General features: G+C 68.7%; 13 protein-coding genes. 7 read left to right on the forward strand and 6 right to left on the reverse strand.

Annotated elements, in window-relative coordinates; genetic code table 11:
* Window positions 1–49: 49 nt before the first annotated feature.
* Window positions 50–844: a 2-oxo-4-hydroxy-4-carboxy-5-ureidoimidazoline decarboxylase gene (locus ACSMXV_RS25710; protein ID WP_473173592.1), complete on the reverse strand. Its 795-nt coding sequence runs from the start codon at window positions 842–844 to the stop codon at window positions 50–52.
* 330 nt (window positions 845–1174) lie between these two features.
* Here ACSMXV_RS25710 and ACSMXV_RS25715 point away from each other — a divergent pair, with 330 nt between their 5' ends.
* From ACSMXV_RS25715 to ACSMXV_RS25735, 5 genes are all read left to right on the forward strand, one after another.
* Window positions 1175–2797 carry a beta-N-acetylhexosaminidase gene (locus ACSMXV_RS25715; protein WP_473173593.1) on the forward strand — a complete coding sequence of 541 codons (1623 nt, stop codon included), beginning with the start codon at window positions 1175–1177 and terminating at the stop codon, window positions 2795–2797.
* Between the two features lie 128 nt (window positions 2798–2925).
* Entirely contained in the window at window positions 2926–3441 is a 516-nt protein-coding gene (locus tag ACSMXV_RS25720; protein ID WP_473173594.1) for a hypothetical protein, read from the forward strand.
* A gap of 189 nt (window positions 3442–3630) precedes the next feature.
* Window positions 3631–4212 (forward strand): hypothetical protein, encoded by a 582-nt coding sequence (locus ACSMXV_RS25725; RefSeq protein ID WP_473173595.1) that lies wholly within the window; start codon window positions 3631–3633, stop codon window positions 4210–4212.
* Window positions 4213–4977 (forward strand): hypothetical protein, encoded by a 765-nt coding sequence (locus ACSMXV_RS25730; RefSeq protein WP_473173596.1) that lies wholly within the window; start codon window positions 4213–4215, stop codon window positions 4975–4977.
* Between the two features lie 208 nt (window positions 4978–5185).
* Window positions 5186–5641 carry a DUF5959 family protein gene (locus tag ACSMXV_RS25735; protein WP_473173597.1) on the forward strand — a complete coding sequence of 152 codons (456 nt, stop codon included), beginning with the start codon at window positions 5186–5188 and terminating at the stop codon, window positions 5639–5641.
* 104 nt (window positions 5642–5745) lie between these two features.
* Here the strand turns inward: ACSMXV_RS25735 and ACSMXV_RS25740 are convergent, their stop codons facing one another.
* The 4 genes from ACSMXV_RS25740 to ACSMXV_RS25755 all read right to left on the reverse strand — a co-directional run bounded on the left by ACSMXV_RS25740 (window position 5746) and on the right by ACSMXV_RS25755 (window position 13375).
* Entirely contained in the window at window positions 5746–8502 is a 2757-nt protein-coding gene (locus ACSMXV_RS25740; RefSeq protein ID WP_473173598.1) for an FG-GAP-like repeat-containing protein, read from the reverse strand.
* Between the two features lie 239 nt (window positions 8503–8741).
* The gene (locus tag ACSMXV_RS25745) at window positions 8742–9872 is read right to left on the reverse strand and encodes a hypothetical protein (RefSeq protein ID WP_473173599.1); all 1131 of its coding nucleotides are present in this window, start codon (window positions 9870–9872) and stop codon (window positions 8742–8744) included.
* Between the two features lie 87 nt (window positions 9873–9959).
* Window positions 9960–12494, reverse strand: a complete 2535-nt coding sequence (locus tag ACSMXV_RS25750; RefSeq protein WP_473173600.1) for an FG-GAP-like repeat-containing protein — start codon at window positions 12492–12494, stop codon at window positions 9960–9962.
* A gap of 305 nt (window positions 12495–12799) precedes the next feature.
* On the reverse strand, window positions 12800–13375 hold the full coding sequence (locus ACSMXV_RS25755) for a hypothetical protein (RefSeq protein ID WP_473173601.1): 576 nt from the start codon (window positions 13373–13375) through the stop codon (window positions 12800–12802).
* A gap of 643 nt (window positions 13376–14018) precedes the next feature.
* Here ACSMXV_RS25755 and ACSMXV_RS25760 point away from each other — a divergent pair.
* The gene (locus ACSMXV_RS25760) at window positions 14019–22052 is read left to right on the forward strand and encodes a DNRLRE domain-containing protein (RefSeq protein WP_473173602.1); all 8034 of its coding nucleotides are present in this window, start codon (window positions 14019–14021) and stop codon (window positions 22050–22052) included.
* Window positions 22034–22582, forward strand: a complete 549-nt coding sequence (locus ACSMXV_RS25765) for an SMI1/KNR4 family protein (RefSeq protein WP_473173603.1) — start codon at window positions 22034–22036, stop codon at window positions 22580–22582. Before ACSMXV_RS25760 ends, ACSMXV_RS25765 begins: the two co-directional genes overlap by 19 nt.
* A gap of 227 nt (window positions 22583–22809) precedes the next feature.
* Here ACSMXV_RS25765 and ACSMXV_RS25770 read toward each other — a convergent pair whose 3' ends face one another.
* On the reverse strand, window positions 22810–24432 hold the full coding sequence (locus ACSMXV_RS25770; protein ID WP_473173604.1) for a peptidoglycan recognition protein family protein: 1623 nt from the start codon (window positions 24430–24432) through the stop codon (window positions 22810–22812).
* Window positions 24433–24583 lie beyond the last annotated feature (151 nt).

The following is a 24583-nucleotide window of genomic DNA, read 5'->3' on the forward strand; positions in this document are numbered from 1 at the left end:
ACTTGTCGGAACGCTTACGCGGGGCCTATCGATGTGATCAAACCGGCAATCAAACTGGTACGTACGGGCTATCGGGCCGACCCGAATCCACTGATTCCGGTGATTCCGGGCCGGGGCCGATGCCCTCCGCCTGCCAGCCGTACGCCATGGGGGACCCACCGAGGCCGTGTATCAGGCGGGAGATCCGGCCACGGGAGAGGCCTCTGAGCTCCGCGGCGGCCTGCACCCGCTCGTCCTCGGGGTCGTTGTTCAGTCGTGACCGGATTCCTGCGAGCACCTGGTCGAGCGTTTCTTCTGGAGCGACATCGTCCAGGCAGATCACGAAGACATGGCCGAAGCGGCTCTCGTACGCGGCGTGGGCTGCGCGGAGCGCGGTGGCCGCGGTACGTGAGTCGGTCCCCGGCTGGTGCGCGGACTCGGCCGCGAGGGCCTGGTGGAGCTCGTCGGGCGTCAGGTCGTATGCCGCCTCGTCAGCGGCCGCCAGCAGGGAGGCGAGGTCCGGGTAGGGCCGGTGGGCAGCGAGGCGGCGCGCCCAGCGGAGGCTGTCGCAGCAGGTGAGGAGCGCGTTCTCGGCGACCTCGGCGGGCGCGGTGTTGAACCGCTCCAGTCCGGGCAGGCGCGGTCCCGTGGAGGTACCTCCCAGGTCCTTCAGGCCCTGGTGGAGGTTCTGGTCCGGTATCGCGGCACGGCCGGGGAGGCGAGGGAAACGATCCGAAGGCAGCGTGCGCTCCTCGTAGGCGGCAGGTGGGGTACTGGCAGGCGTGGCGTCGGGATGGTGATGCCGTGCCGTGCGGTGAGGCGTGATGCGGTGCAGGCTTGTTGTAGTGCATGCGGTGCAGTGCATGTGATGCGTGCAGCGCCCGGATGGTTCCCGACGTGCGTGGTTTCGGTGAATGACTCGTGGTTCTGCGGTGGATGAAGTGATGAATGTGTCGTCACGCTATCGGCCTATGACGAGACCTGTCCGTTCGGTACCAGGAATTCACCCGGATGGCAGAGTTTCAACGCCTGGCGTGGACGTCAGTGGTCATGGATCCGGTCATACGGTCACAGCAATGCGTGTGCCCGTAGCGCCCCGTAGCGGCCCCCGGACATACCGGGTGGGTGCGCTCGGAGAATCAGTGACTCGGGAAGCGCGGCCCGGCAGGGCCGCGATGAGGCAGGGTGCGGCTTGGTGAGGCGAGTCTGGGCGTGGAGCGGTGCGGGAGCGGCCACGGCGAGCGCCGTGGCACTGACGGTGACGCTGTGGGCGACAGGGCCGGGCGGCGGCCCCGCCGCGAGCCAGCAGCCCACCGGGACACCATCGGCCTCGCGGGCGCCGAACCCGTCGGCGCCTCCGGCGTCACCGGTCTCGACGCCGTCGCCCGGCCGCACCTATCCGCTGTCGACGGCACCGGACACGATCCCCGCGATCCGGGACTTCACCCCGGCCCGCGGCCCCGGCTGGCAGCCGGGGAACGGCCGGGTGGTCGTCGGTGACGACGCGCTCGCGGACGAGGGGCGCCTGCTCGCCGGTGAGCTGCAGCTGAGGTACGCGGGCAAGGTCGCCGCCGGCGCCGGGGACGTCGAACTGGCCCTCACCACGGGCGCGGGCGGCGGCGCCGAGTCGTACACCATGACCGTCAAGGACCAGCGCGTACGGATCACCGGACCCGGCGAGGCCGGGGTCTTCTACGGCACGCGCACCCTCAAGCAGGAGGTGCGCGCCCAGGGGTCCGCGCCCGAGGGCGTCGTGAACGACGCGCCCGCGAAGCCGCAGCGCGGATTCCTGATCGACATCGCACGGAAGCACTACTCGGCCGACTGGATCGAGGACCGCATCCGCGAGCTCGGCGACCTCAAGTACAACCAGCTGGGCCTGCACTTCTCCGACGACCAGGCCTTCCGGATCGAGTCGGACTCGCACCCGGAGATCGTCTCCAAGGTCCATCTGACGAAGGACGAGGTGCGGCGCATCATCGCGCTGGCCGCGTCCCGGCACATCACCGTCGTGCCCGAGATCGACTCGCCCGGCCACCTCGGGGCCGTGCTCGACGCGCACCCCGATCTGCAGCTGCGCAACGCCCAGGGCACGCTCGCGACCGGCGCGATCGACATCTCCAAGAAGGAGTCCGCCCAGCTCGTCGACGACCTGCTGAACGAGTACGCGCAGTTGTTCCCCGGGCCGTTGTGGCACCTCGGCGGCGACGAGTACCGGGCGCTGATGGCCACCAACCCGGAGGCGTCGTATCCCCGGCTCGCCGAGGCCGCCCGGCAGGCGCACGGGCCGAACGGCCGGATCCAGGACCTGGCGACGGACTGGCTGAACGACCGGGCCGACGTGATGCGCGGACACGGCCGCACCGTCAAGGCCTGGAACGACGGGTTCTATGCCGGTGGCGTCGTGCAGCCGGACAAGGACATCCAGGTCGCCTACTGGACGGGCAAGGAGATCGGGGCGCGGCCGCCGCTGGAGTATCTGCAGGAGGGACGGGACGTCGTCAACTACAACGACGAGTACCTCTACTACGTCCTCGGCCAGCCCAACCAGTTCGTCTACCCCACCGGGCAGCGCATCTACGAGCAGTGGACGCCGCTCGTCCTGCGCGGCACCCAGCCGGTCCCCGAGAGGTACAACGACCAGATTCTCGGCGCCGTCTTCTCCGTATGGTCCGACCTCGCGAACGCGCAGACCCAGGACCAGGTCGCCCAGGGCATCCGGATGCCGCTCAACGCCATGATCCAGAAGGTGTGGGACCCGCGGCAGCCGGACATGACGTGGGCGCAGTTCAGAGCACTGGCGGAGAAGCTGGGCTGAAAGGGCTGAACCGCCGGTTTTGCCTTACCGGTGGCGAACTCGTGTACGGCTGTGGTGTATTCGGCCGAGGAGTCCTGAGCCGAGACACCGCAGGACAGAGCCATCGAACGCACCGGGGGGCCAAAGGGATGGGCTACTGGGGTTACTTCGTCGTGGGCAGGAGCGAGCGTCCGCTCGCGGAACTGACCGCGCTGCAGGGCGTACGGGACCAGCTGACGCTGCACGAGCAGCGCGCCGGAGGCTGGCAGGTGTGGGAGTGCCCGAGCGGCGGGGACGGCAACCAGGACGTCGGCAGCATGAACACGCTGGCGCTGGAGACCGGGTCGCCCGCACTGTTCGGATACGTCATGGACAGCGACTGCGTGGTCGTCGAGGCGGCAGGGCCGGAGAGCGGGGCGTGGACCGCGTGTCTGGCGCCCGGCGCGATGGCGGGGTACATCGGCGGCGACGGACTGACGCTGGAGGACTACTTCCTCCAGCCGCGCGATGCCGCTGAGCGCGCGGTCGCGTGGGCGGCCGAGGCGGGCCGGGAGGTGCCGGGCGAGCCGCTGGTCGAGGTGCTGACCGCGGACCCGGATCCGTTCGCCGAGGCACTGTTCTTCCGGCTCCTCGACGGGCTGGGGGTCGAGCCGCTTCCACAGTGAGATCGCGGCCCGACGGCCCCCGAGCGCCAGCCCAACGGCCCCCGATTGCAGCGCAGTTGAGCGACGCTTCCCACTCGGCCACGAGCCGAGGCGGTCACGTTCCGAGACCGTGACATGCGGGTGCAGTGACGTTCCTGGGGTTTCGCGCGCAGTAAGGGGAGGTGCTTAGTCCGGGTAAGGGAGGCGCACATGAGCCTGGTGGAACTGATCGTTCAGGCCGACGAGCGAGGTCTGGCGGCGAGCGGTCTCGCCTGTCTGGACCGTTGCGTGCCCCTGCTGGGCGGTGACGACGACGTACTGCGGCCGCTGTGGGCGAGCCTCACGGACGGCGAGGAGTGGGAAGTGCGGCTGGCCAAGGCGCGGTCCGCCCTCGACACGGCGGAGGTGGACGACGACGAGGCCTGCGTGCTGGCCCGCCGTATGCTCGGCGCCGCGCCCGCCGTCCTGCCCCAGAGCCGGGAGTCCCTGGCCGGCACGCCCGAGGCCGCGCAGCTGCGCGAGTGGGCCGACGCGTGTTCGGTGGCCGCGCTGCAGATCCACCGGATTCTGGACGTCACGGAGGACGGCGCCCCGTCGGTGACGTCCCGGCGTGAGGGCAGTACGGACGCCATGTCGCCGCTCGTCGCCGCGGAGCTGCGACGCCAGGTCACCATCCTGGAACTCCTCTCGGTCCATGGGGCGAGCGGGCTCCGCCAGGCGCTCGACGTGTCGACCGAGGGCCGCCGCGTCCTGCGTGCGGTGGTCTCCCGCAGAGCACGGGGGCGGGTCTGAGTGTTCCGGATCGGCCGGCTCTCACCGCGGTCGTGGCTACTGCTCGGCCTGGTGCCGGTGCTGCTGCTCGCACTGCTGTACCCCTATCCGTATCCCGCGCCCTGGCGGGAGGCCGGACAGGGCCGCTGGCGGGGCGCACTGGAGCTGAAGGACACCACGCTGCCCGGTGGCGCCACGGCGGCGCTCTCGGGGTGCGGCGCCACCGGCCCCGTACGGCCCGAGCCGCGTGGTGAGGGGGAGCGGGACGCACTTCCTCAGCTGGTCATCTCGAGCTACGGGTACTACGACCCCGGGCCGCGCAAGTCCCCCCGGTTCACCATCACCGCGAACATCGCCCCGGGCGATCGGACGCTCACCCTCCCGGCGCCGGTCGGCGAACAGCGCGTGACGGTGGATATGTACGGGCCGCACGGCGAGGGACGGACCGCCTCCGCCCGCGGACTGACGGCCGATGTCGTCGTCGGCATCACGGGCAAGCGCGTCCAAGCGCCGAAGTCGGGAGAGTTCCGCTTCACCCCGGGCAACGAGCTGACCCTCCGAGTGCAACTCCCCGCGGGAGCCGTGTGCCCGGGCCACACGATCACAGACATCTCCAGGTGCGGACCGGAGATGACGAACGACGTCGAGGACTGCCCGGTCATGGTCCTCACCCTCTCGGACCCGGCTATCCGCGCCCACCGTGCCACGGAGCGGTCCGAGCCCGCTGAGGCGATCAGCGACCGCCTGGTGGCGGTGACGTATGAGCCGAACGCGACGGACGTGTAGCAGCATCCCGCGATGGCCGTCGGCAGCGGTGATCACCGCAGCGCCGTGACGGCGGCTAAGCGCTCCGCTGGAAGTCCGGTGCAACACCTGCGGGTCCGTCGTGGCTGGTCGCGCAGTTCCCCGCGCCCCTTACGGGGCTCGGTACCGCACCGGACTTCCCCAAGGCCGCTTAGTGTTCTGGCACACACGGGAGCCGGAAGGGACACTGGTGGCTGACGGACCGATCGACTTGATGCGCCTGGAGGGCGAGGGCAACAGCGTCGTCCTCCGGATCACCGGGAGAGTACGCGAGGCGGGACCGGGCGCGGAACCGGCAGCAGGCGAGGACGCGAGCGATGTACTGGCCGGAGAGATCCTGGTCGATACCCCCTTCGTGCGGGGGAGCATCGGGATCTCGGTCTTCCCGGACGATCTGCAGCAGTGGCAGGAGGCCCTGGACGCCCTCGACGCCGGGCAGGACATCGCGTGGCGCGAGGGGGCCCGCGGGCCCGAGGTGTTCATCGAACGTGACGTGGACGAGGAGCGGGCCCTCGTCACGATCAAGGACACCTCGATGTCCCTGACGACGGTGACGGTGACCGTCCCGCTGCTCGACACCTGGTTCGACGACGCGTACCAGCGCCTGGACCTGACCTGGGAAGCCTGGCCCCCGGCCGAAGACTGAGACCGAGGGGCACGTCTCCCTGGCAACGACGAACGGCCGGGCTCCCAAGCGGGAGCCCGGCCGCCGTACCGCCGTATGCATGGGCGGCGGTTCGCCCTACGCCGTCATGGCGTCAGCGTCTGACCCAGGTACGCACTCGTCGGCGTGCCCAGCTTGTCGCGGCCGATGTAGAAGGCCTTCGACGGGGTGATGCCGCTGCTGCCGCTCGGCAGGTAGAGGATCGTGCCCGCGTAGGAGTCCTCGCCCTCGACACCGAACGTCAGGTCCGACCGGCCGTAGCCGGAGAGGTCCGTCAGGGAGACGGCGGAGCCCAGCTTGTCGTTGGTCTCCGTGGAGCCCGTGATCCCGGTCGTGTCCTGGGAGAAGGCGAGCGAGCCCGTGCCGGTGAGGCCGGACGACGTGCCCTTGATGAGCCAGGCCGAGCCCGCGTTGGTGCGGTTGGTGGTGCGGGTGATGTCCTCGTTCGGGGCGCCCGCGAGGACGTCCGCGTATCCGTCGCCGTTGTAGTCGCCGACCGACACCGACCAGCCGAGCGCGTCGCCCGACTCGGCGGCTCCCGGGACACTGGCGGTGTCCTGGTGGATCGTCGTCATCCCGGTCGTGGTGAAGCCGGTGGACGTGCCCGGGACCATCGTCACCTGGCCGCCCGCCTTGGCGCCGGACTCGGCGGTGTACGGCTGGCCGATGACGATGTCGTCGTAGCCGTTGCCGTTGACGTCGCCCGCCGCGATGGAGCGGCCGCCCTTCACGGAGAGCGTGGACACCTTCGTCAGACCCGTCGACTTGGAACCCCTGAACCAGGTGACCCGGCCGATGCCGGAGGAGTCGCGGTAGTTGAGCGCGACGTCCGCGTAGCCGTCCCGGTTGAAGTCACCGGTCGTGGCGTCCGCGTACGCGAGGGCGCCGGAGCCGGACGTGACCTGCCCCGCCACCTCGTGGCCGTCGGCGAACCGGGCCGCCCAGCTGCCGCCCGTACCGGTGGACGCGGCGAACACGTCCGCCTTGCCGTCGCCGTTGAAGTCGCCGACGGTCACGGCCGCGCCGAACTTGGCGCCGGTGGGCGTGTAGTCGTCGCCGAGGGCCATGGTGGAGGCGTTCTGGTTGAACGTCGGGCCGTACAGGATGGTGACCGCGCCGCGGTCCGCGTGGCCGGTCGTGTCGTCCTCGCCGGGCGCGCCGATCGCGAGGTCCGCGTACCCGTCGCCGTTGACGTCGCCCCACGCCGTGGCCGCGCCCCACTGGTCGCCCGATTCGGAGGCACCGGGGACGCCCGCGCTGGACTGGGTGAGCCGCAGCTTCGAGCCCCCCGCGGGGCCGTTGACGCTGCCCGGCACGATGACGACGTTTCCGACGCTGCCGGACGCCTTGGGCACACCGGCGACCAGGTCCTTGACGCCGTCACGGTTGAAGTCCGAGGTGGGCAGGGCGTGCGAGACGCCGGGCAGGGACGCCAGGGTGCGGATGGTGGAGAGCTTCGGGTAGAGGTTCGCACCCGGGCAGAGCGTCGCGTTGGTGTCCTTGTGACCGAAGATCGTCGGAAGCGTGATCGACGTGCCCTCCGGGACCTTGTTGCCGCTGTAGTTCAGCGGGGCGCGCGACGTCAGCGTGACGTTGGCCTTCGGGTCGACGCCGTACTGGCCGAACTTCCAGGCGATGACACGGGAGATGGCGTCGAGCGCGGCCTTCGTCGGCTTCGCCTTCTCGAAGTTGCCGATGTACGAGATGCCGAGCGTGTTGGTGTTGAAGCCCGCGTCGTGGGCGCCGATCACCGGCAGGTCCATGCCGCCGCTGCGGCCCTCGAAGATCTGCCCGCAGCGGTCGACGAGGAAGTTGTAGCCGATGTCGTACCAGCCCTCTTGGAGGTGGGCCAGCTGGATGCTGCGTACGCGGGCGCGGGACTCGGCGCAGGACAGCGTGTTGTCGCTGTCCACGCCCGTGTGGTGGACGACGGCCGCCTCGATCTTGTCGCCGTACGAGGGCGTGCCGTTGTAGTCCGCCGAGGCGCCCCACTGGGCCTGCGTGATGACGGGCGGCTTGACGACGGTGGAGGGGCGGGCGGTCGGCACGGTCTCCGACGGCTCGGGAGACGCCGAGGCCGAAGCGGACTCGGAAGCCGACGCGGCGGGGGATTCCGAGGCGGTCGCCGACTCCGTCGTGGCGGGCTCCGTGGTCGCCGCCGGAGCCGTCGGCTCGGACTCCGAGGGGGCCGGGGACTCCGTCGCAGTGGCGTCGGCCGTCGCGGTCGCGGTCTCGGCCGCGAAGGCGGCGGGTTCCAGGCCGCTCGTGGTGGCGCGGGCGCCGCTGTCCGTACCGGGGTCGATCAGCTTCACGTCCAGACCGGCCGGCAGCTCCGACGCGGTGCCGTCGTCGGCCACCACGCGGACCTCGACACCGTCCGAGAGGCCGGTCCACACCGACTCGGTGCCGCCACGCACGCCGGCCCGCTCGGCCTCCTTGCCGTCGGCCTGGGTCGGGTCCTGAGGCAGCTTCTGCCACGCGGACCACTCACCGGTCTCCGCGCTGCGGGCGCGCACCTCGGCCGTGCCGCCCAGCTCGGCCTTCGGGTTCTTCCAGGTCAGCACCACCGCGCTGAACAGCTCGGTGGACTTCTTGGGCAGACCCTTGCGATCGGCGCTCTGCGTCTCCAGCTTCATGCCGTGGACGGAGGGCTTACGGGACTTGGCATCCGTGTCCGCAGGCGCGGACGGATTCGCGACGGCATACGTGACCGCACCTGCCCCGCCGAGGATCACCGCCCCGATCGTCAGCCACGCTCTCCGCTTCAGGCTGAGCGGTTTGTACGCGTGCGATGTGCGTGACTCGTGTCCGGCGCGCGGTGTCCGCGATCTGCGCGGGCTCAAGTGATCCACCCCTCAGTACTGTTTACACGTGCCCCGTGTGTCCCACCGGTGGCTTCCTGCTCAGCGCATGACTTCTCAAAGCCTCCACGGGTTGTACGGGTGTGACTCAAGTCACCTGACGAGGCGCGGACGTCACGGTGAACGCACGATGCCCAGGCCCTGAACGCACAAGGCCGGAGCCCTGGTTGAGGGCTCCGGCCGGTTGCGAGATGTGCGGTTTTTTCGGAAGTGCGCGGTTCTCAGAGGGCCTGGACCGACAGCTTGCCGTTGCGGCTCACCACGATGCGATGCGCGGACCAGCCGCCGTCCGTCGACTGCCCGACGGCGATGGCGCCACCGCCCGGGATCTGCGCGATCTGCGGCTCCGCGGCCGGCAGCAGCGTACGAGGGTCGCCGCCCTGCAGCGGCGTCGCCAGCAGCGGAGCCCCCGGGCCCGCCGGTGTGCCGGACGCCGGCCGGTAGGCGGTGAGCAGCCACTCGCCGGCCAGGCCCACGAAGGGCGTGTCCGTCCCGGACTGCGGCACGGCCACCACGGTCTGCGCACCGGTGGGGTCGTCACGCCGTACGACGCGGGCCTGGGTCGTGCCCTCCTCGTACCAGGCGATATGCGTCGGGGAGAGCGCCGCCTGGAGCCGGAGGGGCTCGTCGACGAGGTGGTGCGCGCTGATCGTGGTGAGCGCGCCGGTGGTGAGATCGAGTAGTCCGATGTCGTACGCGTGGCGGAGCCGGATCAGCGCCGATGTGCCGTCACCGGCCAGCACCGGCTGGTCGTTGAAGAACTGGGACTCGGGCGGGTCCACCGGGATGTCGGTGACCGTCGCCCCGCCGTCCGACGTGCGCAGGATGTGGAGGCGGGCGGTCTGCCAGACCTCGTTGTACTCCTTTGTGATCAGCGTGGAGCCGAAGGCCGCGACGATGTACTGCCCCTCGGGCAGGGTGACGTCGATCAGCTGGCCGGTCGCCATGTCCCGCAGCTGGACCTGGCCGCTGGTGGAAGCGGAGGTGTGCAGGACATCGGTGCCGGCGCCGTAGTACCCGTATTCGCCGGGAAGCGCGCCGCTGTAGCTGTCGAGCGTCTGCTCGCTGCCGTCGTAGCCGCGCCATGTGTACGGGCCCGGCGAACCGTCGGCGAGCGCCCGGCGGTGCAGATAGCCGGTGTCCCCGGCGGCATAGAGGGAGTCCTGTACGTACTGGACCGACTCGGCGCTGTCCCGAGTGGAGGTGTCCAGGGTGGTGCTGGTGGTCGCCGCATGGGCGCCCGGCGCGAGCGTGGTCACCGCTCCGGCAGCGAGCGTGAGCGCTGCCAGAGCGGCAACCGTGCCGCGGCTCAGAGCGATTCGACTGGGGGCGGACAGAAGCCGTCCTGACATTCGGATCTCCAAGTGATGTGCGGGGTATGGCAAGAGGGGCACAGAAGGCAGTCGGGCACACGCCCGACTGCCTTCGTGGTCACTGCACTAGGGAGTCAGGACCTGCCCAAGGTGGACGCCGGCGAGCGTGCCCAGGGCGCTGCGTCCGTAGTAGACGCCACCGGAGGTGGAGATCCCGGCACTTCCGCTGTCGAGCTGCAGGATCGTGCCGTCGTAACCGTCCTCGCCCTCCGCACCGATGGCGAGGTCCGCACGACCCCAGCCGGAGAGGTCCTGCAGGACCACGGAGGAGCCGAACTTGTCGTTGGCCTCGGTCGAGCCGGCGATGCCGCTGGTGTCCTGGTGGAACTCCAGCGCGCCGGTGCCGGTGAGGCCGGACGATGTGCCCTTGATGAGCCAGGTCGTGCCCGCGTTGGACTGGTTGGCGCCGCTGCGGGTGATGTCCTCGTTGGGGGCACCCGTGAGGACGTCCGCGTACCCGTCCAGGTTGTAGTCGCCGACGGAGACGGACGAGCCCATGGCGTCACCGGATTCGTTGGTGCCGGGGACGTTGGTGGTGTCCTGGTGGATCGTCGTCATGCCGGTGGTGGTGAAGCCGGTGGACGTGCCGGGGACCATGGTGACCTGGCCGCCGGACTTGGCGCCGGACTCGCTCGTGTACGGCTGGCCGATGACGATGTCGGCGTAGCCGTTGCCGTTGACGTCGCCCGCCGCGATGGAGCGGCCGCCCTTGACGGACAGCGTGGAGACCTTGACCAGGCCGGTCGCGGAGCCCTTGAACCAGGTGACGCGGCCGATGCCGGACGCGTCGCGGTAGTTGAGCGCCACGTCCGCGTAGCCGTCCCGGTTGAAGTCGCCGGTGGCGGCGTCCGCCCAGGCGATCGAGCCGGTCGCGGAGGTCAGCGTGCCGTACTTGGTGGCGCCGCCGGTGAGGAGGGCGTTCCAGTTGCCGCCCTTGCCCGTGCCGGCCGCGAAGACGTCGGCCTTGCCGTCCGCGTTGAAGTCGCCGACCGCGACGGCCGAGCCCAGCTTGGCACCGGCCGCGGTCACTCCGGTGGTGGTGTGCGACGTGCCGGAGCTGAGGCCCGGCCCGTACAGGACGGTGACCGCGCCCCGGTCGGCGTTGCCGGAGGTGTCGTCCTCGCCGGGCGCGCCGACCGCGAGGTCCGCGTAGCCGTCGCCGTTGACGTCGCCCCACGCGGTGGCTGCACCGAAGTTGTCGCCGGACTCGGAGGAGCCCGGCACCCCGGCGCTGTTCTGGCTGATCGTCCGCTTGGCGGAGGCCACCGGGCCCACCTCGCCGCCCGGTACGACGGTCAGGTTGCCCACGCCGCCCGACCTCGGCGTACCGGCCACCAGGTCCGTGACACCGTCGCGGTTGAAGTCGCTGCTGTGCAGCGCGTGCGAGATACCGGGGCTCGCGGCGAGCGAGCGGATCAGCGGCAGCTTCGCGTAGAGGTTCTTGCCCGGGCAGGCCGTGGCGTTCGTGTCGCGGTGTCCGAAGATCCTGGGCAGCGTGACCGACTGGCCCTTGGGGACGAGGTTGCCGTCGACGCCCTTGTCGCCCGCGGAGGTGAGCGTCACGGTGCCGGCGGGGTCGGCGCCGTACTGGCCGAGGCGCCAGGCGGCGACCCGCGCGATGGCGTCGAGTGCGGCACGGGTCGGATTCACCGTCTCGGTGTTGGCCAGGAAGGAGACGCCGATGGTGTTGGTGTTGAAGCCGTAGTCGTGGGCGCCGCGGACCGGCAGGTCCATGCCGCCGCTGCGGCCCTCGAATATCTGGCCGCAGCGGTCGACGAGGAAGTGGTAGCCGATGTCGAACCAGCCCTTGGCCAAGTGGCCCTGCTGGATGGTGCGGACGCGCTCGGCGGAGTGCACGCACGAGGTCTGGTTGTCCACGTCCACACCGGTGTGGTGGACGACGACCGCCTTGACCTCGGTGCCGTACTCGGGCGTGCCGTTGTACTCCGTGCTGGCGCCCCACTGGGCCTGGGTGATGACGGGCGGCTTGACGACCGTGGACGGCGGGGCCGTCGGGATGGTGGGCGTCGGGGACGTGGAGGCCGTCGGGGGAGCCGAGGTGGATCCGGACGGGTCGGCCGGGGACGGCGAGGCGGTGTCGGTGGCGGCGTTCGACTCGGCGGGGCCTGCGGGCTCGCTCGGAGAAGAGCCGTCCGCCGGGGCGGCCGTGTCCGTCGGCGTGGCCGCGGGCGAGGTCTCCTCCACGGCGTACGCGGCCGGTTCGGCGGCGGGTGCCTGCGCCTCCTTGGCGGTCGTGCCCGGGTCGATCAGCTTGAGTTCGATGCCGTCGGGCAGCCCGGCAGATGTGCTGCCGTCCGCGGCCGTGACCCGCACCTCGACGGCGTCGGACGCGCCGGTCCACAGCACCTCGGTGCCGCCCAGCGCCCCGGCCCTCTTCGCCTCCGCGCCGTCCGCGGCGAGCTCCGGCGCCAGCGGCTTCCACGCGGACCAGTCACCGGTCTCGACGCTGCGGGCACGCGCCTCGGCCGTGCCGTCGAGCGCCACCTTCGCGCCCTTCCAGGTGAGCAGGAGGCCGCTGAACCGCTCGGTGTCCTGCTTGTCCACGCCCTTGCGGCCGGTGCCGCGCGTTTCCAGCTTCATGCTGTGCACGGACGCCGGCCTGGCCTCTTTCCCGGTTTCCGGTCGCTCGCCGGACGGTCCGGCGACGGCGTACGTCACAACGCCGCCGCCTCCCAGAACCACGGCTCCGAGGGTCAGCCATGCTCTCCGCTTGAGACTCAGCGGTCTGTACGCATGCGTCTGCGACGTGCGGCGACTCAAAATGTTCCCCACCCCAAGTTGGAAGAAAGTCACTGGGGCCACAGCTGTCACACAGGTGGCCCGATGGGTTCAGCGCAGCTCAGCGGTGAAACGTCACGTCCCGGCGAGGCGAGGTGATGCAGGTCTCACTTGCTTCCTGCGGCGGGCAGCGTCCCGGAACAGCTGGCGCGGCCGAACTCGCCTGCGGCGGTGGAGCTTTGGACATGCCTCCCGCGGATGGCAAGCGCACAGCGGGCTTGGCCGCCCTTCTCCCCGAGCGTGATGCTGATGATCGGGTCCTTGCCGAGCGGCACCAGGACCGTCTTCTTCCACGGAAGCGCGACGTCCTCGGCGACAGTGGCCCTGCCAGACTCACTCCGCCCCTGGTAGGCGATGTCTGCCGTGCCCTCTCCGGTCACCTCGTACGTCACCGAGGCGGTCGGGACGCGGCGCTCCGGCTTCTCGTCCTTCTCGTCGTCCAGCACGCCGTACAGGACGAGCCCACCGCAGGCCCCGAGTAGCACTCCGGCCACGGCCAAGGCGCGCCAGTCCATGCCCGTCCGGGAGTTCTCGGAGTTCCCGGAGGCCCCGGAACTCCCGGAGTTCTCGAGATTTCCGGAGTTCTCGGCGCCCTCGAAGTCCCCGGATTTCTCGGGTCGCTCGGAGCTCCCGGAGGGGGCGGAACTGCCCGTGGTGTCCGCTTCCGTTGATGGCGATGGCATGGCTGATTCGGCTTTCGCTTGGTGTGCACTGCTCTGTGAATGCGCGGGGGCACCGGACGGGAGGTTATAGCGCATGCGGCAGCTGTCCGGCCACTGTTCGGCTAAAACGGACGAATCGCCGCCGACGGGATTCTGGGTCGATCGCGTGTCGGACTGACGGGCCCAAGTGTCCGAATTCTTCCAACAGTTGACAGAGTGTTGGCCATGTGATTACAAATCCCCCCTGCCTCAAAGGAAGTTCACATCACGAGACGACGCGTGTCCCGACGGCCTCCCATGGCCATGGGGCCGCCGGGACATGCGTCGGCGGAATCAGCCCTGCCCGAAAACAAGGGCCTTCCTGCGTGGCTCAGCTCAGCACAGTCGTCCGGCCGGGAATCCCCGGTCGGCAGTTCGGCGTGCCCGCATGAGGCCTGTGCGTCTCGAACGCGCGGTGATTGCGAGGAGCGGGAACGCCGCGAAGGAAAGGGCAGTGGACGTGAAAGTCCGATACGGGAGATTCATCTCCTGTCTCGTCGTGTCAGCGGTGGCGAGTACCGCGCTACCGCAGATTGCCTATGCCGCACCGGCATCGAAGGGAGAAGGCGACTCAGGGGTCGTCGACACCCTCAAGGGCTGGTTTTCGGACGACGATGGCAAGAAATTGGCCGAACCGCCATCCCATGACGAGTCTGGTATAGACGACCGTCAGAAGCTTCCCCGGGGCAAGAACGCCCCGAAGGCGAAGCGTGTCGCGGAACTGGCCGGAAAACGAACGGCGAACGAACGGTTCTGGAAACTGTCCGACGGGCGGGTGCAGGCCGAGGTCTCGGCGGTACCCACGGCGTACCGGGCCGGGAAATCCTGGAAGGACGTCGATCCGACGGTCACGACCAGTGGCCGTAAGGGTTTCGATTTCGCCAACACCACCAACGCGGCTCGTAGCTGGTTCGGCTCGGAAGCGAGCCGCTTGCTGCGTTTCGAGTCGGCGGACGGGCATGCGGTGACGCTGGGCCTGGAGGGTGCGGACAAGCTCGCGCCGGTGGCCAAGGGCGACACCGTGACGTACAAGGACGCGGTGTCCGGTGCGGATCTGTCGTATGAGGTGGGTCCCGGGCGGGTGAAGGAGAACATCGTCCTGGCCGAACGGCCGGCCGGGCGGGTCTCGTTCACGTTCACGCTGGATACCGACGGGCTGACACCGAAGGCGGGCAAGGACGGTTCGGTCGCGTTCTACGGCGAGGCCAAGGACCCGGTGCTGGTGATTCCGGCGGCGTTCATGACGGACGCGAAGAAGGACCCGGAATCGCCGTACGGGACCCGCTACAGCACGGCTGTTGAACAGAAGCTCACCCGGTCGGGGAACGGCTGGAAGCTCAAGGTCACTCCGGACGCGAAGTGGCTGGCCGCCAAGGAGCGGCAGTATCCGGTCACCATCGACCCGACGATTTCGATCGCGCCGACACCGTCCACCGCCCAGGACGTGATGATCTCCTCGGACGGGCCGGGTTCCAACTACGACGAGAACTGGCGGCTGTCGGTCGGCAACACCAGCACCGGTGCCTCGCGGGCGCTGCTCAAGTTCCCGCTGACCGGCGTTCCGGCCGGCACCAAGCTGGACTCCGCCGACCTCAGGCTGTACTACGACCAGACGCACACCGCCGGCGACACCGAGGTCCAACTGGAGGCGCACCGGGCCACCCAGGACTGGTCCGAGTCCACCGCCACCTGGAACAACGCGAACGGCATCACCGGAGAGCTGTCCGGCACCTCGGTCCTGGTCGACGACGGCGACGTGGGCACCACGGCCGCCGTGGGCTCCTGGCCCGCATCGGGGAACACCGCGTACACGCAGTACGCGGTCAACCAGGACTATCTGTACAACAAGGACTCGGTCGCGGGTGGCACCTACACCTGGCAGCCGAACCTCCCTGAGGACGGCGACTACCAGGTCGAGGCGCACTACGTCCCGGCCTCGGACCGCGCCACCAACGCCCCTTACACCGTCACCTACAACGGCGGCAGCCAGGCCTACACGGTCAACCAGCAGGCCGGCTCCGCCGGCGTGTGGAAGACGCTGGGCACCCACCCGTTCAAGGCGGGTACCGTCGGCAAGGTCGTCCTCGGTGACGGTCCCGCGTCGACCAGCACCGCGGTGCTCGCGGACGCCGTCCGCTTCACCAAGGGCGGCGTCGTCACCAAGAAGCCGTCGCAGGTCAACACCTGGCACTCCTTCCCGGTGACCAAGACCGTCCAGTCCTGGGTCGACGGAACGAACACCAATTACGGGTTCGTCGTCAAGGCGGGCGACGAGTCGGCCAACGGCCCCAAGGGCGGTCCGCGCTACGAGGGCAGCGAGTTCGCCTACGACGGTGAGAGCGCCAACTACCCGCGCCTGGTCCTGACCTTCGGCCGACCCGGGGTGGAGCTTGATGCTCCGACGACGATCCACGACACGGGCGCGGAGCTGAAGTGGTCGGCGTATGCCGATCCGTCCACCGCGACAGGCGATGACATCGCCGAGTACCAGGTGCACCGCTCCATCTACCAGACGTTCACGCCGTCGGCTTCGACGCTGGTGTCGCCTGTGGCGGCGGGCACGACGACGTACACGGACACCTCCGCGACACCGACCCCGGCCGACAGCTCGGATCCGTTCGGGCGGGCCTACTACTACATGGTCGCAGTCAAGACCAAGGACGGAAAGGTGACCGGGGCACCGACGCAACTGGCGCGGTTGCCGAAGGCGGGCCGCACCACCAAGATCGTCGAGGCGTCCCAGGACACCACCCTGTCCTCGACGGAGTCGACCACGGCCCACGACACCATCACCGACGGGCAGCCGCAGAACTGGGTGACGGTCGGCAACAACTCCCCGTCGTACGGCAAGACCCGCGCCCTGCTGAAGTTCCCGGCGCTGGACATCCCCGCCACCGCGCGGGTGCTGGACGCCGACATGCGTTTGTGGGGCACCCAGACCACCACCGACACCACCGGTGCAATCTACGAGATGCGGCCGCTGACCAGGGACTTCGACGAGGCCACGGCCACCTGGGTCAAGGCGAACTCGTCCACCAACTGGACGACGGCAGGCGGTGACTACGGCACCACGGTCGCGGACACCGCCCCGGCCATGAGCAACGACCCTGCCCGGCACGACTGGAACGCCACCTCGCTGGCGCAGAGCTGGATCACCACGCCCGGCAGCAACCAGTCCGTGCTGATCAAGATGCAGGACGAGGCGGCGCAGCAGGAACGTACCGTCTTCCTGTCATCCGAGGCAGCCGAGAAGCGACTGCACCCCAGGATGGTCATCACCTACATCGACTCCACCACCGAGTCGACGTACTACGCGCCCAAGACCCCGGCGCGGATGACACCGAACTCCACCTACACCGTCGAGTTCACGCTCACCAACACCACCAACACCACGTGGAGCGCCACCGACCAGGTCCTTTCCTACACGTGGGCCCTGCCCGACGGCACGGACAAGACCACCGGCGGCAACCAGGTCCAGACGGCGCTGCCCAAGGACGTCGTGCCGGGCGACACCGTCACGCTCCAGGCGCAGGTCAACACCCCCATCAACTCGGATGAGGGCAACAAGCGCACCGACTACGTCCTGACCTGGGACCTGTACAACAAGACCGCCGGAACCTGGCTGTCGGCGGGCAGCGGCGGCATCCCCGGGCTGAAGCAGAACGTGGCGGTGGAGGACCCGACCTCCAACACGTTGGGCCTGGAGAAGTTCTACTCGTACACCGGGAAGAACACGGGCGCGGGTTCGACGGTCATGAACAACCTGTCGTCGGGCAACAGCGTGTGGTCGTACAACGCGTTCACCAACCCGGGCCGGGGCCTGACCACGTTTGCCCGGTTCGCGTACAACTCGCTCGACACCAGTGACACGGTGATGGGCGGCGGCTGGTCCGGCCAGGCGGCCGGTCCCATACGTCTCGGCACGCCGCTGGACTTCCACCCCAACCCGAACCCGACCGAGGTCCGCCTCCCCGACGGCGACGGCACCACGCATGTCTTCCGCAAGCAGGACGACGGCACCTGGAAGGCCCCGGCCGGAGTCCACTACAAGCTGGAGGCCAAGGCGGGTCTGGACTGCACCCCGGACAAGGACCCGGTGACGGACGCCTGGACGCTCACGCGCCCGGACGGCACGCGCTTCTTCTTCGGCTGCGATGGCTATATGACGTCAGCCGTCGACAGGAACGGCAACACGCAGACGTACACGTACGAGGAGCGCAAGTCCAACAACAAGCCGACCAAGTTCCTCACGTACATCACCGACCCGGCGGCGAGGCAGTCGCTGACCGTCGACTACTACAAGAAGGGCGACGCGTCGTACGAGTACATCGACGACACGGGCGCCAAGGTCACGGGCTCGAACCTGACCAACTCCAAGATCTACGACCACGTGAAGTCCATGACGGACATCTCGGGCCGCAAGATCTCCTTCCACTACACCGACAAGGGTCTGCTCGGGCAGTTCACCGACGGTGAAGGATCTTCGCAGCCGAAGGTCTTCAAATTCACCTACGACGCCACGCAGGGCAACAAGAACGTCAAGCTGGTCAAGGTCACCGACCCGCGTGGCAACGGCACGCAGCTGGCGTACTACGCGCCGCAGTCCGGGGACGACCCGAAGTACCACTGGTGGACCAAGACGGTCACGGACCGGCGGAACGGCAACACGGTCTTCGCGTACGAGCCGAACACCGCGAACCCCGAGTTCACCGACACCAAGGTCACGGACGCCGAAGCGCACGCCGCGGACTACGTCACGGACGACTTCGGACGGCAGGTGCAGGTCACCAACGCCAAGTCCGAGACGACCAAGATGAACTGGGACGCCGACAACAACGTCACGTACCTGGAGGAGGCGAACGGAGCCAAGACCGCCTACTGCTACGACCAGAAGACCGGCTACCCGCTGCGGCAGTGGAATGCAGAGACGACCAAGTCCTGGACGTCCCAGCAGCTGATAGCCACGTACTACTGCGACCCGGCGAACGATGCCGCTCTGCCGAACGCCTCGAAGTACGAGTACCAGACGCGTCTGGACGGCTTCTCGGCGGATCTGTTCCGTAAGACCTCTCCGGAGGGCCGGACGTGGCAGTTCGGCTACGACTCGTTCGGCAACCTGAAGACGGTCACCGACCCCAAGGGCGTCGCCAGCTCCACGGCTGACGACTACACCACGAAGTACGAGTACGACGCCTACGGCCAGCTCACCAAGACCACCGACGCCAACGGCAACGCCACCGTCAACTCGGACTTCCACGCGGTCGGCTACCCGCAGACCATCACGGACGCCGAGACGCACGCGACGAAGTACCTCTACGACGCGCGCGGCCAGGTCACCCAGGTCACGGACGCGCTGAACAAGTCGACGACGCAGACATACGACACCTTCGGCCGTCCGCTGGTCAGCAAGGTTCCCAAGGACCAGGCGGCGGGCGTCTACATCACCACACCGGCCCCGGTGTACGACGCCAACGACAACATCACCAAGGCCACCGCTCCGAACGGCTCGGTTTCGGAAGCCGTCTACGACAGCGCCGACCTGCTGACGGAAGCCAGCGCTCCGTCCAACAACATCACCACCGGCCGGAAGTCCACCTACACCTACGACAAGGTCGGCAACCTCAAGACGACGACCGAGCCGAAGGGTTCGGCCACCACAACCGATCCGGCGGACTACGTCACCACCAACTACTACGACGCCATCTACCAGATCACCTCGGTGGTCAACGCCAAGGGCGACAAGGTCGCGTACGAGTACGACAACGTCGGCAATCTGGTCACGGTCCTCGACCCGAGGAAGAACGCCACCACCGACACGACGGACTACACGTCCAAGACGACGTATGACCTGAACCACCGCGTCGTCAAGATCACGGATGCTGCCGGCAAGTACACGACCATCGCCTACGACCGTGACTCGAAGCCGACGGAGATGACCGACGCGGAGCGCAACAAGTCCGTGACGGTCTACGACGAGCGGGGCGCAGTCGTCGAGCAGCGGATTCCCTACGAGGGAACCACGGTCCGCACCACCAGGTTCGAATACGACCAGGCGGGCAACAAGACCAAGGTCATCACCCCGCGCGGTGTGAACACGGCGAACACGCAGGACTTCACCAGCCGCGTCGAGTACGACAAGCTCAACCGGCCGGTCAAGCAGTTCCAGCCGTACGACCCGGCGGACGCCCGCTACAACGACCCGAACGTCTACACCCAGACCGTGTACGACGAGGTCGGTAGGGTGAAGAAGGTCTCGGCGCCGCCGTCGGAAGGCCAGACGGTCCGCAACGACACGGACTACACCTACTGGGACAACGGATGGTCGAAGACCTCCGTGGACCCGTGGGACATCCGCACCGCCTACGACTACACCGAGCTGGGCCAGCAGGCCTCACGGACGCTGACCTCGGCGGGGGGTACGGCCTCCCGGACGATGAACTGGGCGTACTACCCGGACGGGTCGCTGAAGACCCGCACGGATGCCCCGTCGGCGGGTACGGACCGCAAGTCGTTCGCCTACGCCTACGACGCCAACGGCAACACCACATCGATCGACGACACCTCCTCCGGTGCCAAGATCGACGCGTACACGATGACCTATGACGGCCTCAACCAGGTCCAGAAGGTCACCGAGGCGCTTACGGGTCAGGAGAAGGAGTCCACCTCCTACACCTATGACGCCAACGGCCAGGTGGAGACCGTCACTCACCCCGACCAGTACGCACAGTACGTCTACGACCTGCGGGACCTGGTCAAGACGGCCACGGTGGGCGAGACCGCCGCGGACCCCGCTCCGAAGGTCACCGAGTACACCTACAACGACCGCGGCGAGAGGCTGAGGGAGACCAAGGCCAACAAGAACACGGTCGACTTCACCTACTACCTGAACGGGGCTCTCAAGGGCACCGTCGAGAAGAAGGCGGACGGCACCACGCTGGTCGCTTCGCACACCTACGCCTACGACGCCAATGGCAACAAGGCGCAGGACGTCGCGAAGAAGATGAACGCCGACAACCACTCGGCGTACCTCGAGTCCACCACGGACTACACCTACGACCCGGCCGACCGGCTCGCCAAGTCGATCAAGACGGGCAACGGCGCCGGCACGGAGACGTACGTCCACGACAACAACGCCAATGTCATCAGCCAGACGCTCAAGGGCACCTCGACCAGCTTCACCTACGACCGCAACCGTCTGCTGACCGCCACCACCGGCGGCGTCGTCCAGAACTACAACTACGACGCCTACGGCCGCATGGACAACGTCACGTCCGGTGGCAAGACGCTGGCCGACAACACCTACGACGGTTTCGACCGCGTCATCGAGCACACCAAGCTCCAGCCCGACGACACGACGAAGACCACCGCGTACGTGTACGACCCGCTCGACCGCACCACGTCCAAGACGGAAGGCACCAAGACCACCGACTTCGACTACCTCGGCACGTCCAGCGAGGTGCTCGACGAGCGGGTGGCCGGTGAGATCACCAAGTCCTACCAGTACAGCCCCTGGGGCGAGCGCCTGTCGCAGATCAAGCACAACAGCGACGGCACGGAAGAGCTGGGCGTCTACGGCTACAACGGCCACACCGACGCCGAGCTCCTCACCGACAAGAACGGCAACACGACGTCCACGTACGGCTACACCGCCTACGGCAGCGACGACACGTCCGAGTTCACCGGCATCGACAAGCCCGATGCCGCCCAGCCCGAAAAGGAGATGTACAACCCCTACCGCTTCAACGCGAAGCGCTGGGACGCCGCCAGCGGAACCTACGACATGGGCTTCCGCGACTACAGCCCGGGACTGAACCGCTTCACCACGCGGGACATGTACAACGGCGCCCTCGCCGACATGCAGCTCGGAGCGGACCCGTTCACCGGAAACCGCTACGCCTTCACCGGCGGCAACCCGGTGAGCTTCGTCGAGGTCGACGGCCACTTCGCCATCGCCATCCCCATCGTCATCGCCGTTGTCGTGGTGGCAGCCATAGCGACCGACGAGGTGGTCAGCGAGCAGGCCGGCCGCCCGAGTCTGGCGGACAGCCTCGGCGACGCCATCACGTCCACCGCCGAAGGCATCCGGGATTCCATCGAGGAAGCCACGGAGGACGAGCCGTCACCTGCTCCCAGGGGGCGCCCGGGCGGTGACTCGGACACCGACGACAACGACGAGCGGTGTGAATCCGAGCCGAAGTCCTCGCGTTTCCAGTACGACGAGCTCGACGCGGAAGGCCGTGCGCAGGGAGCGTCCGCGCTGATCTGCCCGAGCGACTACAAGCCGGTGGGCGCCAAGCGGGACGACGGTGGCTCGGTGAATGTGTACGGTTTCCCGGACCCCGCGCAGAACACGGACCGCAACGGAAAACCCATATTCCACCGCACGCACATCGTCGGCGACAAGGTGGGCGGCGACTGGACAGAGCGGAATCTGTTCACCGGATTCGGACGCATGAACACCAGCGGTATGCGTCGCTGCGAGATCAAGATGGAGAAGCAGCTCGCGGCAGGCAACTGGGTCCAGTACACCGCAGACGTCAACTACAGCCACAGTACGGGAATGCCGGAAAGCATCACCATGTCCGCCAGTACGGAGAATGGAGTACTGTTCGAGAACGTGACGGTCCTGAACTCACCGGAATGGCAGACGACATGCTGAGCGTCGAGGAACTCGAAGCCGCGCTCCCGTCGATGACGCAGTGGCGCGCGACAACGCGCCGCAGCGTGAACTGGGCAGCGCTGCAGGGCGACTTGGGGACGGCCCTGCCGTCCGACTACCGCGCCTTGGCGGAGGCGTACCCGCCGTTCGTCATCGACGACTTCCTCGCGGTGTCCCTACCGCGGCCCGGGGCTGAGGCGTCCTTCGCATCGGGAGTCCGTGACTCGGCTGAGATCCTCCAGGATCTGTACGAGATGGAGGACACCGAGGACTACGTTCCCTATCCGCAACCGGGTGGCCTGCTGCAGTGGGCGGAGTCCTTTTCCGGGGACTACCTCTACTGGAGGATGAGCTCTCCCGATCCGGGCGCATGGCCGGTGGTTGTCCGTGGAGCCAATGGTGACTGGTCGGAGTTTCCGATGGGTGCCGTGGAATTCCTGGTCGCCACCTATCGGCGCACCATCGATATCCCGGGCATGCCCAAGGTATTCCCGAGTGCCGATCCCCAAGTGAAGGGGGTCGGCGACTAGATGGCCCCACCTGAATCGCTCCTGTGATGAGGAGCGGTTAAGGGGGCAATACGGTTCCGCCGGGCGTCGCACGTGGCGCCCGGCGGTTCTCTTTCGCGAAAGGTCCCCGTGAGAGAGCTGTCCGGCTGGGATGGACGCTCTGGAACCTGTGGGCGACCCGAGTGACCGGACACGGCAGCGGCCGGGACCCTGTGGAAAAGGGTCCCGGCCGCTGCCGTACGTGGCCGTCAGCCGGCGGCGTAGGGGGAACCGCCCGCAGCTGTACGGATCTCCGGGAGCGCCGAGTAGAGGCTCGCGCCAGGGCAGAGCGTGGCGTATCCGTCGCGGTGTCCGGAGATCGTGTACAGGGAGGCTGCCTGGCCCTTCTTCCAGACCCCGGTGTCGGCGGCGGCGGTGAGCGTCACCTTCGCCTGCGGGTCGACCCCGTGCAGGCCCAGCTTCCAGGCGGCCATGTCGGCGACGGCTTGCTTGGCCGCGGCCGTCGGGATGCCGCCGTTCTCGTAGTCGCCGAGGACGGAAATCCCCGACGAGTAGCTGTTGAAGCCATAGGTGTGGGCGCCGAGCACGGGCCGGTCGACGCCGCCCGCGCGGCCCTCGAAGACCGTCCCGCACTTGTCGACGAAGAAGTTGTAGCCGACGTCGTTCCAGCCGTTCGTCTGCACGTGGTAGGTGAGGATCGCGCGGATGATGGCTGGCGAATCAGCGCAGGCGTAGTCGTTCGTCCCTGCGGTGTGGTGGACGAAGACCGCGTCGACCTTGCTGAGGTACGAGGGCGGGTCCATGACGAGCGACTCGTCCGCGCCCCATTCGGCGCGGCTGACGATGGCGGGGGCGGCCGGAGCGGTGGGAGCGGTCGTGCTCGGCTCCGGGGTGTCGCTCGGGTCGGCGGTGGGGGCAGTGGCAGTGGGCTCCTCCGGGGGCGCCGTGCTGGGCGCCGGATCCGTGGGGGCCTCGCTGGTGGGAGGCTCGCTCGAGGGCTGTCCGGAGGGTTCCTGGGTGGGCGCCTCGGTGGGGGTGTCCGTGGCCCCGTCCGTCGGATCCGTACTCGGATCGGGCTCGGCAGGATCGGTGGACGGAGCCGGCTCCTCGGGCGCGGAGGCCGAACCGGTCGGCTCCTCGGTGGGAGGCGGGGTGGCGCCGCCGCCGCCGGACCCGCCGGTGGTGTCGCCGGGATCGGTGCTGGGCTCACCGGTTGCTGGATCGTTTGTCGGAGCGGGCTCCGAGGACTCCGGCGCGGGATCAACGGGGGTTTCCGTGGCGTCGGACGTCGCCGTGGGCGTGCCCTTCCCCTTGTCTGCGCCGTTGCCCTTCCCGCTGCCCTTGCCCTTCGTGGTCTCGCCCGGGTCGATCATGTCGAGCCGGAGCGCTTCGGGCACCGCGGTCTCCTCGCCGTCCGCGACGACCCGCGCCTCGACCGCGTCCGACGGCCCAACCCACAGCGGCTCTGAAGCGCCGCGCACGCCTGAGTTGCCGCCCTCCGCGGACTCGGGCGCCCGTACGTCGAAGTCGAGGTCCCGCCAGTCGGTCCACTCGCCGGAGGCAGCCTCACGCGTGCGTATCTGGGCGGTGCCCTCGAAGGTGTCGCCGCTGTCCTCCCAGGAAACACCGACGAGCGAGAACATCTGCGTCTCGGTGCGCGGCAGCGTGCGCTTCTTCGGGTCCTTGCCTTCCATGGCCAGGACATGGGCCTTCGCCGGGCGCTCACCGCCACCGGCGTCGGCGTCATCGGAACCACCCGTGACGGCGACGGCCGTCACGCCCGTGCCCCCAAGGACGACGACTCCCGCCGCCAGCCAGATCGTGCGCTTCTTCCTGCTCGCCCGCTGGGCGCGGGTTCCTCTCGGACTCATGTCCCATCCCTCGTACGCAGCTGATCAGTTCTTGCGGCCGGTTCTGGCCGTCGGCAGTTCGGTGGTGCGGGTGACCGGCAGGACGAGAAAGGGGCGGCGGCGCATTGCGCCTGCACGCAGGCTCAATCAGGCCTCAGGCAAGGCGAGTTCG

The sequence above is a fragment of the Streptomyces sp. DSM 42067 genome (assembly GCF_055792885.1).

Coding starts and splice junctions, on each gene's coding strand:
- ACSMXV_RS25725 (WP_473173595.1), top strand. CDS start 3,631: ATGAGCCTGGTGGAACTGATCGTTCAGGCCGACGAGCGAGGTCTGGCG.
- ACSMXV_RS25745 (WP_473173599.1), bottom strand. CDS start 9,872: ATGTCAGGACGGCTTCTGTCCGCCCCCAGTCGAATCGCTCTGAGCCGC.
- ACSMXV_RS25710 (WP_473173592.1), bottom strand. CDS start 844: ATGCACTGCACCGCATGCACTACAACAAGCCTGCACCGCATCACGCCT.
- ACSMXV_RS25765 (WP_473173603.1), top strand. CDS start 22,034: ATGGCAGACGACATGCTGAGCGTCGAGGAACTCGAAGCCGCGCTCCCG.
- ACSMXV_RS25720 (WP_473173594.1), top strand. CDS start 2,926: ATGGGCTACTGGGGTTACTTCGTCGTGGGCAGGAGCGAGCGTCCGCTC.
- ACSMXV_RS25750 (WP_473173600.1), bottom strand. CDS start 12,494: ATGAAGCTGGAAACGCGCGGCACCGGCCGCAAGGGCGTGGACAAGCAG.
- ACSMXV_RS25770 (WP_473173604.1), bottom strand. CDS start 24,432: ATGAGTCCGAGAGGAACCCGCGCCCAGCGGGCGAGCAGGAAGAAGCGC.
- ACSMXV_RS25755 (WP_473173601.1), bottom strand. CDS start 13,375: ATGCCATCGCCATCAACGGAAGCGGACACCACGGGCAGTTCCGCCCCC.